This window comes from Caloranaerobacter longqiensis, from assembly GCF_050286925.1.
GTDB lineage: Bacteria > Bacillota > Clostridia > Tissierellales > Thermohalobacteraceae > Caloranaerobacter.
Genome location: NZ_JBFWFX010000004.1, coordinates 42,776 through 58,073, shown reverse-complemented (window position 1 = coordinate 58,073; position 15,298 = coordinate 42,776). Strand labels below are relative to the sequence as shown.

The window sequence follows — 15,298 nt, the reverse complement described above, 5'->3', positions numbered from 1 at the left end:
GTAAATAAGAATGTAGTTTGTCTTCTAACATCTACTTTATCAATAACTTGATTTTTTATTCTTTTTCATAATATATAGCAAATGCACCAGTACCAGCAAAAATAGCTACTGTACAACCTACTTCACTAAAAATTATTTCTCCAACATCAAAGTTTTCTTTAATAGCATTTACAAGTTCCATACTAATTTCTTCGTTTCTTGCATGATTTATACCTATTGTTTTATTCTTTAGATTTACATTATCACTCTTCATTTTTTCTATAATCCACTTGATTACTTTTTTTCTTCCGCGAATTTTATCCATCTGCACAATATATCCATCTCTCATAGTTATTACTGGTTTAATTTTAAGTTTTTCTCCCAAAAATGCTTTAGTAGCAGATATTCTACCAAGTTTCTTTAAATTTTCTAGTGAATCAATTACAATAATATATTCTAATTTATCAATTAACTCATTTAATCTTTCTATGATTTCATCTTTACTTTTGCCGTTTTTTGCCATTCTTGCAGCTTCTAACACTATAAGCCCTTGTCCTAATGTAATTCCTTTAGAATCTACAACTATAACTTTATCCTCTATTCCCGCTAACTGCATAGCTGTTATAGCCGACTGATATGTACCGCTTAGTTTCGATGATAAAGTTATTACAATTAAATAATCATAATCGTCTTGGAATTTTTTATATATATCTAAAAACTCCATTGGAGTTATTTGCGAAGTAGTTGGTAATTTAACACTTTCATCCATTTTTTTATAAAACTCATCAACTGTAATATCAACCTTATCTTTATAACTTTCATTTTCAAAATTAATTGTTAAAGGAACAACCTCTATATCATATTCATCAATATATTGCGAAGGAACATCAGAAACACTATCTGTTATAATTTTTATTTTTTCCACATCTATTTCCTCCTTATCTAGACTATATCTTTAAACATTATTATATAATTAAAAGATAAACTACTCAAGAAAAAACGTCAATTATCAGTCAATAGTCAATAGCCATTAGTCTATTAACTACAGACTACAAAAAAGAGCCTAAAAAGGCTCTTTTATCACTTAAGTGCATCTAAAATTGTTAAAGCAATATTTGATGCATGGTCTGCTATTCTCTCCAAGTTGCTTATCATATCTAAAAATACTATACCTGAACTTGGATGACATAACTGTTTATTTAATCTTTCAATATGGTTTGATCTTAATTGTTTCTCCATTAAGTCAATTTCTTCCTCAAAAGCTATTACACTTCTAGCTATTTCTGGATCCGCTGTTTTATATGCCATAAGAGCTGTTCTATACGAATTTTCTACTTTCTCAAACATCATTTCAAGTTCTCTTAAAGCTTCATCTGAGAAATTAAGTTTATTATCTATTGCATATTGTGCAAGTTCAGCAATGTTATCAGCATGGTCTCCAACTCTTTCTAAATCGTTAACTGTATTGAATAAAGTAGTTACCCTGACTTGTTGCTCATCAGTCAAATCAGCATTTGAAAGTTCTACAAGATACTGAGTAATATCCTTTTCTAATTGATTAATAAATTTCTCTTGTTCAAACACTTTATGTGTTAACTTTTCACTCTTGTTAAAGAAAGACTCTTTTGCCATCTTAAGAGAATTTTGAGCAATTTTACCCATTCTTAAAACTTCTTTTGCTGCCTGACCTACTGCAATAGAAGGAGTTTCAATAATTCTAGTATCTAAATATTTTAATCCAGTGCTATCTTCTTCAACTTCCCCTGGTATTAACTTTTTAGCAGCCATAACAATAAATCCTGCAAATGGGAATTGAATTATTACGTTAGTAATATTAAAGAACGTATGTGCATTAGCAATCTGTCTTTCAACGTCTTGAGGCGTTAAACGTGTTACTAAATGCTGTATTGGGTATCTTAACACAATCATAAATATCAATGTACCTATAATGTTAAATAATAAGTGCATAAGCGCAGCTCTCTTCGCTGTTTTATTCGCACCAATACTTGATAATAGGGCAGTAACACAAGTACCAATATTATCACCAAATAATATTGGTAATGCTATATCTATTGTTATAAGTCCTTGACTGGCTAATGCTATAAGTAAACCTATTGAAGCACTACTACTCTGTACTATTGTAGTTAACCCAAAACCTACTAGAATACCTAAAAATGGATTTTCCAAACTAACTAATAAGTCCTTAAAAACTTGTGACTTACCTAAAGGTTTTAAACTGTGCTTCATAAAATCCATACCAATAAAAAGTATACCGAATCCTATAAGTATCTCAGCAATCTCTCTGTGCTTTTTCTTTGAACTAAATAGCCAAATAGCAACACCTATTGCCACTATAATTGGTGCAATATCTGTTAATTTAAAAGCTACTAATTGCGCTGTTACGGTTGTACCAATGTTAGCACCCATTATTACTCCAATTGCTTGGCTTAAAGTCATAAGTCCTGCATTTACGAAACCTACAACCATTACGGTAGTAGCACTACTACTTTGAATAATCATAGTTACTACCGTACCTACAAGAACTCCCATAAATCTGTTATTTGTCAAAATTTCGATTAATTTTTTTAATTTTTCACCGGCTGCCTTTTGTAACCCAGTTCCCATAAGGTTCATACCGTATAAAAATAACCCTAAACCACCAAGTACGCCAAAAGCAATCTCCATACTAGTACCTCCAATCATTCTTTTGTTAACACAGTATTAATAATATATTATTTTTTATTATGTTTTGTTAATTCTATGTTAAATTTATTATTTTTTCTTTTATTTTGTTAACTTTATATTAATCATAATTTTACATTTCATTATAATAGTAGTTTAACTCAAAAAGACGACTTATATTAGTTAAAAAATAAGCTGACAGCTAATAGCTGACAGCCTTATATTTATCGCGTCATTATAAACTCATTCCACTACGAAGTGAGCTTTTTTAATGCATTATAATTAGCTTCTATAGTTTTTTCTATATCTTCTATCGTATGAGCAGCAGAAATAAATCCAGCTTCGAATTGAGAAGAAGCTAAATATATACCTTGTTTTAACATTTCTTCGAAATATCTTGCAAACATCTTAGTATTACTTTTAATTGCAGTTTCATAATCATATACTTTTTCATCTGTAAAATAAGTACATATCATAGAACCAATCCTATTTATTACAATATTAATTCCAAGTTTAACGGCATTTTCCTTAAATCCTTCTTCAAGTCTTGCAGCTTTTTGTTCTAATTCCTCATATATTTTAGGATTATCTCTTAGAATCTTAAGAGTTGTAAATCCTGCAGTTACAGCCAAAGGATTTCCAGATAAAGTACCTGCTTGATATACTGGACCTATAGGAGAGATCTTGCTCATTATTTCTCTCTTGCCTCCGTAAGCTCCTACAGGCAATCCTCCACCTATTATTTTACCAAAGCAAGTTATGTCAGGCATAACATTATATAAACTTTGAGCACAGCCATATGCAACCCTAAAGCCTGTCATAACTTCATCAAATATAAGGATAGCCCCATATTTATATGTAATATCCCTTAAAAAATCTATAAATTCCTGTGTAGCCGGAACAACACCCATATTCCCTGCTATTGGCTCAATAATAACTCCCGCTATTTTATCTCCATATATTTTAAATATTTCTATTAGCCCTTCTATATCATTATATCTAGCTGTAATTGTGTTTTTTGCTATATCTGCTGGTACTCCAGGGCTATCAGGTATTCCATGAGTTAATGCTCCTGAACCAGCCTTTACAAGAAGGCTATCAGAATGTCCATGATAATTTCCAATAAACTTAACTATTATATCTCTATTAGTATATGCCCTAGCCAATCTTAAAGCACTCATTGTTGCCTCTGTTCCTGAATTAACCATCCTAACCATTTCAACTGAAGGTACTGCTTCACAAATAAGTTTGGCTAATTTTGTTTCCATTTCTGTAGGTGCCCCAAAACTAGTTCCTGTCTCTACTGTATTGTGTAATGCCTTTACTACTTCTGGATGACAATGTCCAAGAATTAATGGCCCCCAAGATAGAACATAATCAATATATTCATTCCCATCTATATCATATATTTTAGAACCCTTTCCTCTTTGTATAAAAGGAGGATTGATTGAAACTGATTTAAAAGCCCTAACCGGACTATTAACTCCTCCTGGTATATATTTTTGAGCTTCCTGAAATGCTATTTTTGATTTTTGTAAATCCATTTATATCTCCTCCATAAGCCATTTAGCAATATCTTTAGCAAAATATGTAATAATGATATCAGCTCCCGCCCTCTTTATGCTTGTCAAAATCTCAAATACTATCGTCTTTTCATCTACAAGCCCCTTTTGAGCAGAAGCCTTTATCATTGCATATTCTCCGCTTACATTATATGCAGCAATTGGAACATTGAAATTATCTTTTAGCCTTCTTATTATATCAAGATAGGATAGTGCAGGTTTAACCATTACGATATCAGCACCTTCTAAAAGGTCTAGCTCAACTTCTCTCAAAGCTTCATTTGAATTACTAGGATCCATCTGATAGGTTTTTCTATCTCCAAATTGAGGTTTTGAATAAGCTGCATCTCTAAAAGGTCCGTAAAATGCAGAAGCATATTTAACACTATAGGCCATAATTGACACATTAGTAAATCCATTTGCATCAAGCGCTTCTCTAATTTTAGCTACTCTTCCATCCATCATGTCAGAAGGTGCAACCATATCAGCACCAGCTTTAGCATGGGATAAAGCAATTTTAGCTAAATAATCTAAAGTGCTATCATTGTCTACATCTTCATTTTTAATAATTCCACAATGTCCATGGTCAGTATATTGGCACATACATATATCAGTTATTACTAAAATATCTTTATTTATTTTCTTTATTTCTTTTATACCTCTTTGAACTATACCTTCATCATTATAAGCCTCACTTCCAATAGGATTTTTCTCTTTTGGTATTCCAAAAAGTAATACTGCTTTAATCCCTAACTTAGATATTTCTTTTATTTCTTCCTCTAACATATCAACAGAAAAATGATAATTACCAGGTAATGAACTTATTTCTTCTTTTATATTTTCCCCTTCTACTAAAAATAAAGGATAAATTAAGTCGTCAACACTTAATTTTGTTTCCCTTATCAAACTTCTAATACTGTTATTAAGTCTCAATCTTCTAGGTCTAATTCTTAAGCTCATTTTTTTCACCCCTAATGTTTGTAAAAATAGTTTAATATTTCATCAATCAATCCAGAAATACTGTATTCCTTTGCCTCTATATCCACATTTAATCCCAATTCTCTTGCTGTAGCACCTGTAATAGGACCTATTACAGCAACTTTGGCGTCTTTTATTAATTCTAAATTTTCTTTTCCTAAAATTTTGACAAAATTTTTTACAGTAGATGAGCTGGTAAAAGTAATAATATCGATATTCTTCTGCAAAATCCTAATAAGATCTTCTCTATTATGTTTTGGTACTACTGTTTTATAAACAGGAATATCATCTACCTTTGCACCTAATTTTTCCAATTCCTTCACCAAAATGTTACGTGCTATATCAGCTCTAGGTAAAAGTACATAATCACCATCTTTAATTTTATCCTTTAAAATATCAATAATAGCTTCAGCCCTGTATTCCTCAGGCATATATTTAACCTTTAATCCCATATCATATAATTCCTTTGCTGTAGCAGGTCCTATAGCACAGATTGTAGCATTTTGAAGAAACCTTATATCAAAATCAAATTTCTTCATTCTATTGAAGAAAAATTTAACTCCATTTACACTAGTAAAAATAATCCACTTATATTTTTTTATATTACTTAATGCCCTATCTAGCTTACTATAATTATCATTTTCAACTATTTTGATAGTTGGAAATTCTATAGCCTCACCCCCTAATTCCTCTATCTTTTTGGAAAGACTACTTGCTTGATGTCTTGTACGAGTTACAAGAACTTTTTTACCAAAAAACGGCTTTTTGTCAAACCAGCTTAAACTTTCAGCAAGATTTACGACTTCCCCAACGATTATAATAGCAGGATTTTTGAGATTGTTTTTTCTGACTTTATCAGCAATATTTTCTAAAGTACCTTTAATTATTTTCTGCCCAGCCGTAGTCCCTTTTCTTATTACAGCAGCAGGTCTATTAGGTGGCTGTCCTTTTTCAATAAGATGATTGCATATATTTTCAATATTTTCTATGCCCATTAAAAATATTAATGTTCCCTTTAGTTTCCCTAAAATATCATAATCTAAATGTGCACCTTTCTTATTTGGAGCTTCATGCCCTGTAATAACATGAAAAGAAGAACTTAAATTTCTATGAGTTACTGGGATACCACAATATGCAGGTACTGAAATAGCTGATGTTATCCCGGGTACAATCTCAAATTCCACATTGTTTTCAGCTAGTAATAATGCTTCTTCTCCCCCTCTACCAAAAACAAACGGGTCTCCGCCTTTAAGTCTTGTTACTATTTTACCTTCTAAAGCCTTTTTTAAAATAAGCTGATTTATTTCTTCTTGACTATAACTATGATTATCTGGTTTCTTTCCTACGTATATTATTTCTGCATCATCACGAGCATAATTTAATAGTTTTTGATTTACTAATCTATCATATAAAATAACATCTGCTTTTTCTATACACTCTAAACCCTTTAATGTAATAAGTTTATAGTCCCCTGGACCAGCTCCTACTAAATATACTTTCCCTCCCATTTACATATCACCTTCTATTTCTCTCAATATATTTTTACCACCCTTTTTTAAAATCTCCAGAGCAATTGCTTTACCTAAATCTACATAATCTTTTACACTTCCCACTTTTTGAACCTTTATTAATCTTTCTCCACCTATCGAAGCTACCATTCCAATCATTATTATTTTGTTTTTATCTATAAAGGCATAAGCTCCTGCTGGTACATGACATCCACCATTTAAAACTCTCATAAAATTTCTCTCAGCTTTAACTGCCAATTCTGTTTTTTTGTCGTTTATTTTAGATACTACTTCTCTAATAAAACTATCATTCTTTCTTATTTCTATTCCTAGAGCACCTTGTCCAACAGCTGGTACAATATCTATTTCGTTGAAGTATTCAGACACTTTATCTTCCAAACCCAATCTTTTTATCCCTGCTGCAGCTAAAACAATCCCATCTAGATCCATATCATACATTTTGTTTATTCTAGTCTGTATATTTCCCCTTATAGGTTCAATTTTTATATCTCTTCTTAAAGCTAGTATTTGAGATGCTCTTCTAAGACTACTTGTACCAATCTTTGCACCTATTTTTAGTTCATTTAATCTTTTTTTATCCTTAGTAATCAAAACATCTCTTGCATCTTCTCGCTCTATTATTGCTCCTATTTCTAATTCCTCTGGAAATTCACTGGGTACGTCTTTCATACTATGAACTGCTAAATCTATTTCTTTATTTAAAAGGGCAATTTCTATCTCTTTAACAAATAATCCTTTTCCACCGATTTTGTTTAATGTTTTATCTAAAATTTTATCTCCCATAGTTTTTATAATTTTTATTTTAAAATCCAATTGAGGAAATATTTTTTTTAATTTATCTATAACTATTTTAGTTTGGATAAGAGCTAACTTGCTTCCTCTCGTCCCAATAATTATCTGTTTTCTATCCATTTATCTCAACTCCTTAAAACTACACATTCATATCTTCAAAAATGAAGATTTTGTTATACAAATTATACAATTCCTTTTTTAAATCTTTTATTTCTTTATCAATATATTTCTCTATAATTCCTGAATTAATTATTTTAAACAAAATATCTCTTCGTTTATTAATATCATTTACTTCCCTTTTTACCTTTTCCCTTATTTCTCCTAAAAGATTAACATACTCAGAATATTCTTCTGGATATAATTTCTCTAACTCTTTTCTTATTTTCTTTGACAAAGCAGGGCTTTTACCATTCGTAGATATAGTTATAGATAAATCTCCTCTTTTAATCTTTGAAGGAACAATAAAATCACACATATCTTGCCTATTCACTATGTTTATCAAGATATTTTTTTCTTTACATTCCCTTAAACATTCATTATTAACTTTGTCATCATTCGTAGCTGCAAATACTAAAAAACTTCCTTCTAAATCTCCATAAATGTATCTTCGTCTTTTAATGCTTATTAAACCTTCTAAAGCATATTCTTCAAGTTTTTGTGTAAAAAAGGGACTTATTACTTCAATAATGCACCCATATTCAAGAAGAGAATTTACCTTTCTTTCTGCAACCTTTCCTCCACCTATGACCTTGCATATTTTACCATTTATGTCCAGCATAATAGGGTAGTAATTACCCATAAACCTCACACACCTTTTTTATTAGTTGATTTATATCATCATAAACTAATTCTCCATATATGTTAGGTCTTTCTATTACAACTACACTTATTCCACATTCCTCTGCAGCTTTAAGTTTCTCAACAGTTCCTCCTATTTCCCCACTATCCTTTGTTACCATGATATCGATGTTATATTTTTTTATAATTTCTATGTTCATTTCCTTCGAAAATGGCCCCTGCATCGCAATAATATTTGATGGTTTAAAACCTAAATCTTCACACCTTTTTAAAACATCACTAGTAGGCAAAACCCTTGCAAATAACCTTTGGACATTTATATATTTTACAAATATATCTAAAGTCTTACTGCCTATGGTTAGTAATATATTACCTTTCCTATTTGCTAAACTCTTTGCGGCTTCCTCATAATCTTCTGCTCGCTGAACTATATTTTGAAATTCTGATAGATTTCCAATTTCTTTCCTTTGAAATCTAAAACAGGGAATCCCTTTATATTTACAAGCCCTATTAATATTTTTGCTTACTTTTTCAGCATAAGGATGGGTTGCATCTATCACTAGCTTTATATTTCTTTCATCAATTAATTCAAGCATTTCCTCATAATCTAGGTTTTTGCTGTAAACTTCTAAATCTTCATACTTTTTAATTAAATACTTCCCATAATCTGTAGTAGTAGTAACTATAAGCGGGTAATTTTTTTTATATAAAATATAGGCTATTTCCCTTCCATCTTTGGTTCCACTCAAAATAAGAATCATATGTTATATCCCCTCGGTGTAATCATTTTACCATTTTCAATATATGTATTCGAATTACCTACGATAACTATAGTAAACATGTCTATTTCATAATTTAGCATATTTTCTAAATCAGTTATAATCACTTTTTCTCCAGTACGTTTTGCATTCTTAACTATTCCAACAGGAGTAGATGGTTTTCTATATTTTAAAATGATATCCCTCGATTCAACTATTTGATTTACCCTTCTCTTACTTTTAGGATTATATAAAGAAATAATAAAATCACCCGCTGCTGCACATTCAATTCTTTTTTTAATTATCTCCCAATCGGTAAGTAAGTTGCTTAAAGAAATTACTGCAAAATCATGCATTAGAGGAGAACCTAATGATGCAGCTGCTGCATTAGCTGCTGATATACCCGGAACAATTTCTACATCTATTTCACTTTTTCTTTTATTTATAAGTTCTAAAATAATTCCAGCCATACCGTATATTCCTGGATCTCCACTACTTACTATTGAAACTATTCTCCCTTTTTCAGCTTCATCTATAGTTAAATTGCATCTCTCTATTTCCTTTTTCATACTAGAATCAATAACTTCCTTACCTTTTAGTAAGTCTTTAATTAAATTTATATAAGTTTTATATCCTATAACAATTTGAGATTTTTCTATTGCCTTTAAAGCCATAAGGCTCATATGCTCCATATTCCCAGGTCCAATGCCAACAACATATATTTTCCCTTTATTATTCATATCATATCACCCACTTAAAAAATGCTATTTTGTATGGTGTTCCTTTCCAGATAATCCAAATAATTCTTTGGTAACTCGAGCAAATAATTCTCCTTCTTTATCTTCTCCGGCTCTTTTAAGTTCAAGAAGAGGTCTTTTAAAGAGTTTTTTTACTAAACTATTAGTAAAAAGGATTATCTGCTCTTTTTCTTTATCACTTAAATGATTCATTTTCTTTATGAAACTTTCTAACTCTTTATCAACAATTGATGAACTATAATTTTTTAATTCTTTTATAACTGGAAAGACAGGCAAACAACTATACCAATTTTCAAATTTTATGCAATCTTCAATTATAATTTGGGACGCTACTTTTGCAGATTCAATTCTCAACTGATAGTTTTCATTAGCTACATCTTTGAGCTGATCAAGTTCATATAAAGAAACTCCCATTAACTCTCCTATTTCTGGTTCTACATCTCTCGGAAGTGCTATGTCTACGATACATATTTTTTTATCTTTTTTATGATATTTTACAAATTCATCCTTCCTTAAAACATAATGCGGAGCGCTAGTGGAAGAAATAATAATATCAACTTCGTTAATCATTTTGTATCTATCTTTAAAATTTACCACACCAATTTCCCTATATCTTTTAGATAAATCAACAGCATGTCCCTTTGTCCTGTTTGTTACATATATCTCCTTAACTCCTTTGTAAATCAAATTCTCTATTGCAATTCTGCTCATTTCCCCTACACCAATTACAAGCACTTTTCTATTAGTCAAATCTTTAAAAATCTTTTCTATAAATTTAATTGCAATAGAACTTATAGATAATGAATTCTCCGAAATCTTTGTCTCCCTCTTTATCTTTTTTGCAGTAGTAATTGCTTCTCTTATTAACTTATTTAAAATTGTACCTGTAGCATTTTTATTTAAAGCAAACTCATGGGCTTTCCTTAATTGACCAAGTATTTGATCTTCTCCAATAACTAAAGAATCTAGCCCTGCAGCCACATTAAAAACATGTTTAACTGCACAATCAGATGATTTTTCATAAAAATAGTTTTCTATATAATTTGAATCTAAATCGAAAAATCTAGTATAAAATCTTTTTATTTCATCAATTCCCTTTTCAATATCACTAACAACGGCTATTATTTCACTTCTATTACATGTTGAAAGAATCAAAAATTCTTTAACAAAATGGCATTTTTTTAAAATTTTATATCCATCTTCCTTTTGACTTTCTTTAAATGAAACTTTTTCTCTTATATGTATAGGTGCCTTCTTATGATTTAATCCAACTACAACAATATCCATCTAACAATCACCTTCTTCTACTAAAGCAATAGTAATACCATCATATTTTCTTTTATTTAAGATTAATCTACCTTTATTAGAAGCCAATACAGCTACCGGTTCAGCTACTGCTCCTACACCTATAGATTTCTTAACAAAATCTGAAGTCTGAAATTTATGTTCTATTTCCTTAACTTTTCCGCTACTTATAATTTCAAGAGGTACATTCATATATTTAGCAGCCTCTAAAATACCTTTTTCATCTTTTTTTAAATCTATAGTGGCAATTTTTTTCACAGATAAAATGCTTTTATTTGCTTTATTCAATGCATCTTTAATTGCCGATATAATTTTTTCTTTATCTATTCCCCTTCTACATCCTATACCAATAATAAGATTTTTAGGTCGTAATAAAACTGCATCTATATTTCTAGGCAATCTCATATTTTCATTAGTAATAAAGATTATCCCTTTATACGCTGAATAATCTTTTGAGTTTCTTATAATCTTTATATTATACGGTAAGTGAAAGTCGATATTTATTTGAGATTCAATTCCTACCATTTCGCCATTTACTATATGAGCCGTTACTTTTGTTGCATTCTTCATATTTTCTATAATGCAGTTTAATTTTATAGCAATCGTATCAACAGCCAATGTTTCGTTGACATCGGATGAAGTAGTAATAACGGGATTTGAATTTAACCTTCTAGCAATATCTAGTGTGTATTCATTTGCAAATCCTAGATGCCCTGATAATAAAGATATAACATTTTTGCCTTTTTCATCTAGCACTATAACGGCAGGATCTACAGTTTTACTTTTAATATGCGGTGCTATTACTCTAACTACTATTCCGGTTGCCATGATGAATATAAGACACCTATATTTATGGAAAATTTGAGGGATTAAAGATTGTATATCATTTTGTATCTTTAAAATCCTATCTCCGCAGATATCAAATCTTTTATTTATATAAAGAACACTATCCTCATATTCATTTAAAAGCTTTAATCCTAACTTAATTCCACCCTTTGTAAGAGTTATTATTGCCTTATCCATTTTTATTAACCTTCCTATACTCATGACTAAAATTTTTATCATATAGTTTAGATAATTCATAATTATTTCCTAGGAAATCTCCTACAAGTATTTGTGCAGTTTTTGTAATATTAGCTTCTTTGACTTTTTGAACAATATTCTCTAAAGTTCCTACAACGATTTTTTCATCCTTCCATGAAGCTTTTTGTACTACCACAATAGGAGTGTTTTTAGGATAATGAGTAGTTAATCTCTCAACTAATTTATCAATCATATGTACTGAAAGAAAAATACACATTGATGCTCTATGGCTTGCCAAACTCTCTATTTTTTCTCTTTCAGGTACTTTAGTTCTTCCTTCCATTCTCGTCAAAATTACTGTTTGAGAAACTCCTGGTAATGTAAACTCCTTTTTGATAGCTGCCGCCGCTGCAACAAATGAACTTACTCCAGGTATTACTTCACACTCTATACCCTTTCTTTCTAATATATCCATTTGTTCTCTTATAGCACCATATATACTGGGATCTCCTGTATGTACCCTTGCAACTATTTTCCCTTCTTTTACACCTTTCTCCATAACATCTATTATTTCTTCTAAAGTCATAAATGCACTGTTATAAACATCTGCATCTATCTTTCTATTATTTAATATTTCATCATTAACCAAGGAGCCAGCATAAATGATAATATCTGCATTAGCAATTATTTTTGCCCCTTTAATAGTAATAAGCTCTGGATCTCCAGGCCCAGCTCCTATGAAATAAACCTTCATAAACACCACTCTTTTCTATTTGATATTTTATACGACTGAAACTATTATTTTTTTGCAGATATTATATAAACGGGATTTAATCCTTCCATAATTCTATAATTCCCAATCTCTTTCCCCTTTGATATCGAAACTGAAACAATATCTATATCATTAAATTTAAACTCTTTTAAATATTTAATAGATTTATATATTGTTTCAATTGTAATAGCATTAATGACAACAATCCCTCCATCTGACAATTTCTCTTTGCAAACTTTTAATATTTCTTTCAATTCTCCTCCACTTCCACCAATAAAAACTCTATCAAATGAATTTATCTTTTTAAGTTCTTCTACTGCATATCCATGAACTACATTTATATTTGGAATATTAAATTTTTTTATATTTTCAATAATTAATTTTATTCCCTCTTCATTTTTCTCTATGGCAGTAACAGAACCTTTTTTACAAATGAGTGCTATTTCTATAGAAACAGAACCTGTTCCTGCTCCTATATCTACAACATTCATATTTTCCTTTAACCTTAGTTTTGAAATAGAAATTGCTCTTATTTCTTCCTTAGTCATTGGAACTTTTCCTCTAATAAACATGGAATCTGGAATTCCACTCGTAGAATACTGCCATTTACTCCTCATCTTCTATCACCACTACAGAAATACCCATATTTCTCATTTTTGATATATTTTCGGGTGTATCACAAATAATCCTCTCATTAATGTAAGAAAGATTTTCACCAACTATCATTTTCTTATTTTTTATTCCTTCTTTTAACAATAGAGAAGCTATATAAGATGGAGATTTTCTAAAATCTGTAAGCAATATTACCTTTTTATTACTTTTTACTACATTGATAATATCTAACTCTCTTCCATGAACACTTCCTATAAAGAAATCATGCCAAGATTTATTGAGTTTTGCCATTAAGTATTGATATGAACTTATTCCTGGCACAACTTCCATTTCTTCATCTTTAAAATATTTTTTAAGATAATCTAACATACTATAAAAACCAGTATCACCAGATAAAAGTAATGCTATTTTTTTATGTTCTTTATTTTTTTTTATATAGTCGATTATTTTGGTTAATTTACTATCAATGATAACTAATTCTTTCCCACAATTTTGAAAATCCATTAATAATCTTTTCCCACCAATTAAAACTTCACTTTCATTTATTTTTTTCAAAGTAATGGGCAATATGTAATCTTTATGCCCTGGTCCCATACCAAGTACATATATTTTATTCATCGAAATTCCTCCAAAATTTTCTTAGCATTATCTCCAATATATAAAATTCCTTTTTCCATCGAAAACATAATTACTCCAACTTCTAATTCCCCATAAGAATAATTAATACATCTTTCTTCAGCTTTTTTACATAAAACTTCATAAATAGACTGATACCCATATCTCTCTATTACTTTTATTGCTGCTTCTGTAGTGATACAATCAAAAATTTCTTTTATTACCTCGCTAGGTGCTCCTAAAAGTGCTAAATTTGCTCCAATTATTTCGTTTCTAGCATCGGCAATTTTACTATGGGTATTAAAAATTCCTGCTGAAACTTTTACTAATTTTCCTATATGTCCTATCAATAATACTTTTTTCACATTTAACTCTACACATTTATTAAGCATAAACCCAATAAAATTACTAATTTTAATAATATACTTCTTTTCAATACCAAAATTCTTTAATGCCTTTTCCTCCCCATAGTTGCCTGGAACTAATACAACTTTATCAATACCTTTTTGTTTAAGTATTTTAAATTCTAAAGCCAGAGACTCTTTAAAGGCTTCATCAGACATAGGTTCAACTATCCCACTTGTTCCTAATATTGATATACCATTTAGAATTCCAAGCTTTGGATTAAAAGTTTTTCTAGCAATTTTCTCTCCTTCTGGAACAATTATAGTAACCTCTACTCCTTTATTTTTGGGTAAAATTTTTTTTATTTCATTTTTTATCATTTTTAATGGAACAGGATTTATAGCAGGACTGCCCACTGGCACATAAAGTCCTGGCTTTGTAACTATGCCTACACCTTGTCCACCTTTTATAATTATTTCAGAAGTATTTGTAATTTTCACCTTTGCACCTATCAGAATACCATTTGTAATATCAGGATCATCTCCACCATCTTTTTTTACATAACAAATTGCACTACTGTTATCTAATACTTCTGGATTTATTATTTCTAGATTTAATTTCCATCCCTTCGGAGTGTCTATTTCTATTTCTGATACTATTTCGCCTCTTAGAGCCATAAGAGTAGCAGCTTTGGACGCAGCAGCAGCACAAGAACCCGTAGTATACCCATACCTCATCTTTTTACCATCTTTAAAAACATACTTATCTAACATGCTCATACCTCTTTTCT

At 30.1% G+C, this 15,298-nt stretch carries 15 protein-coding genes; all 15 read right to left on the bottom strand.

Annotated elements, in window-relative coordinates; all coding sequences use genetic code 11:
• Window positions 1-55 precede the first annotated feature (55 nt).
• Entirely contained in the window at window positions 56-904 is an 849-nt protein-coding gene (locus AB4Y15_RS04990) for a DegV family protein (RefSeq protein WP_427338826.1), read from the bottom strand.
• Between the two features lie 155 nt (window positions 905-1,059).
• Window positions 1,060-2,664 carry a Na/Pi cotransporter family protein gene (locus tag AB4Y15_RS04985; RefSeq protein WP_427338825.1) on the bottom strand — a complete coding sequence of 535 codons (1,605 nt, stop codon included), beginning with the start codon at window positions 2,662-2,664 and terminating at the stop codon, window positions 1,060-1,062.
• Window positions 2,665-2,912: 248 nt separating this feature from the next.
• Window positions 2,913-4,205 carry a glutamate-1-semialdehyde 2,1-aminomutase gene (gene hemL / locus AB4Y15_RS04980; RefSeq protein ID WP_427338823.1) on the bottom strand — a complete coding sequence of 431 codons (1,293 nt, stop codon included), beginning with the start codon at window positions 4,203-4,205 and terminating at the stop codon, window positions 2,913-2,915.
• Entirely contained in the window at window positions 4,206-5,183 is a 978-nt protein-coding gene (hemB, locus tag AB4Y15_RS04975) for a porphobilinogen synthase (RefSeq protein WP_427338822.1), read from the bottom strand.
• An 11-nt stretch (window positions 5,184-5,194) separates the two neighbouring features.
• Window positions 5,195-6,709, bottom strand: coding sequence for a uroporphyrinogen-III C-methyltransferase (gene cobA, locus AB4Y15_RS04970; RefSeq protein ID WP_427338821.1), 1,515 nt, complete (start codon window positions 6,707-6,709; stop codon window positions 5,195-5,197).
• Window positions 6,710-7,642 (bottom strand): hydroxymethylbilane synthase, encoded by a 933-nt coding sequence (gene hemC / locus AB4Y15_RS04965; protein WP_427338820.1) that lies wholly within the window; start codon window positions 7,640-7,642, stop codon window positions 6,710-6,712.
• Between the two features lie 19 nt (window positions 7,643-7,661).
• On the bottom strand, window positions 7,662-8,321 hold the full coding sequence (locus AB4Y15_RS04960; protein ID WP_427338819.1) for a precorrin-2 dehydrogenase/sirohydrochlorin ferrochelatase family protein: 660 nt from the start codon (window positions 8,319-8,321) through the stop codon (window positions 7,662-7,664).
• Window positions 8,314-9,081: a cobalt-precorrin-6A reductase gene (locus tag AB4Y15_RS04955; RefSeq protein ID WP_427338818.1), complete on the bottom strand. Its 768-nt coding sequence runs from the start codon at window positions 9,079-9,081 to the stop codon at window positions 8,314-8,316. Before AB4Y15_RS04955 ends, AB4Y15_RS04960 begins: the two co-directional genes overlap by 8 nt.
• Window positions 9,078-9,818, bottom strand: a complete 741-nt coding sequence (gene cobJ, locus AB4Y15_RS04950; RefSeq protein WP_427338817.1) for a precorrin-3B C(17)-methyltransferase — start codon at window positions 9,816-9,818, stop codon at window positions 9,078-9,080. The genes AB4Y15_RS04955 and cobJ overlap by 4 nt, the downstream gene beginning before the upstream one ends.
• 24 nt (window positions 9,819-9,842) lie before the next feature.
• Window positions 9,843-11,123, bottom strand: coding sequence for a glutamyl-tRNA reductase (hemA, locus tag AB4Y15_RS04945; protein ID WP_427338816.1), 1,281 nt, complete (start codon window positions 11,121-11,123; stop codon window positions 9,843-9,845).
• Window positions 11,124-12,164: a cobalt-precorrin 5A hydrolase gene (gene cbiG, locus AB4Y15_RS04940; RefSeq protein ID WP_427338815.1), complete on the bottom strand. Its 1,041-nt coding sequence runs from the start codon at window positions 12,162-12,164 to the stop codon at window positions 11,124-11,126.
• Window positions 12,157-12,918 (bottom strand): precorrin-4 C(11)-methyltransferase, encoded by a 762-nt coding sequence (cobM, locus tag AB4Y15_RS04935; protein ID WP_427338814.1) that lies wholly within the window; start codon window positions 12,916-12,918, stop codon window positions 12,157-12,159. Before cobM ends, cbiG begins: the two co-directional genes overlap by 8 nt.
• Window positions 12,919-12,962: 44 nt before the next feature.
• Window positions 12,963-13,553, bottom strand: a complete 591-nt coding sequence (cbiT, locus tag AB4Y15_RS04930) for a precorrin-6Y C5,15-methyltransferase (decarboxylating) subunit CbiT (protein ID WP_427338813.1) — start codon at window positions 13,551-13,553, stop codon at window positions 12,963-12,965.
• Window positions 13,543-14,166: a precorrin-6y C5,15-methyltransferase (decarboxylating) subunit CbiE gene (gene cbiE, locus AB4Y15_RS04925; RefSeq protein WP_427338812.1), complete on the bottom strand. Its 624-nt coding sequence runs from the start codon at window positions 14,164-14,166 to the stop codon at window positions 13,543-13,545. The genes cbiT and cbiE overlap by 11 nt, the downstream gene beginning before the upstream one ends.
• A complete protein-coding gene (cbiD, locus tag AB4Y15_RS04920) occupies window positions 14,163-15,281 on the bottom strand; it encodes a cobalt-precorrin-5B (C(1))-methyltransferase CbiD (protein WP_427338811.1) in 1,119 nt (372 codons plus the stop codon). Before cbiD ends, cbiE begins: the two co-directional genes overlap by 4 nt.
• Window positions 15,282-15,298: the final 17 nt, after the last annotated feature.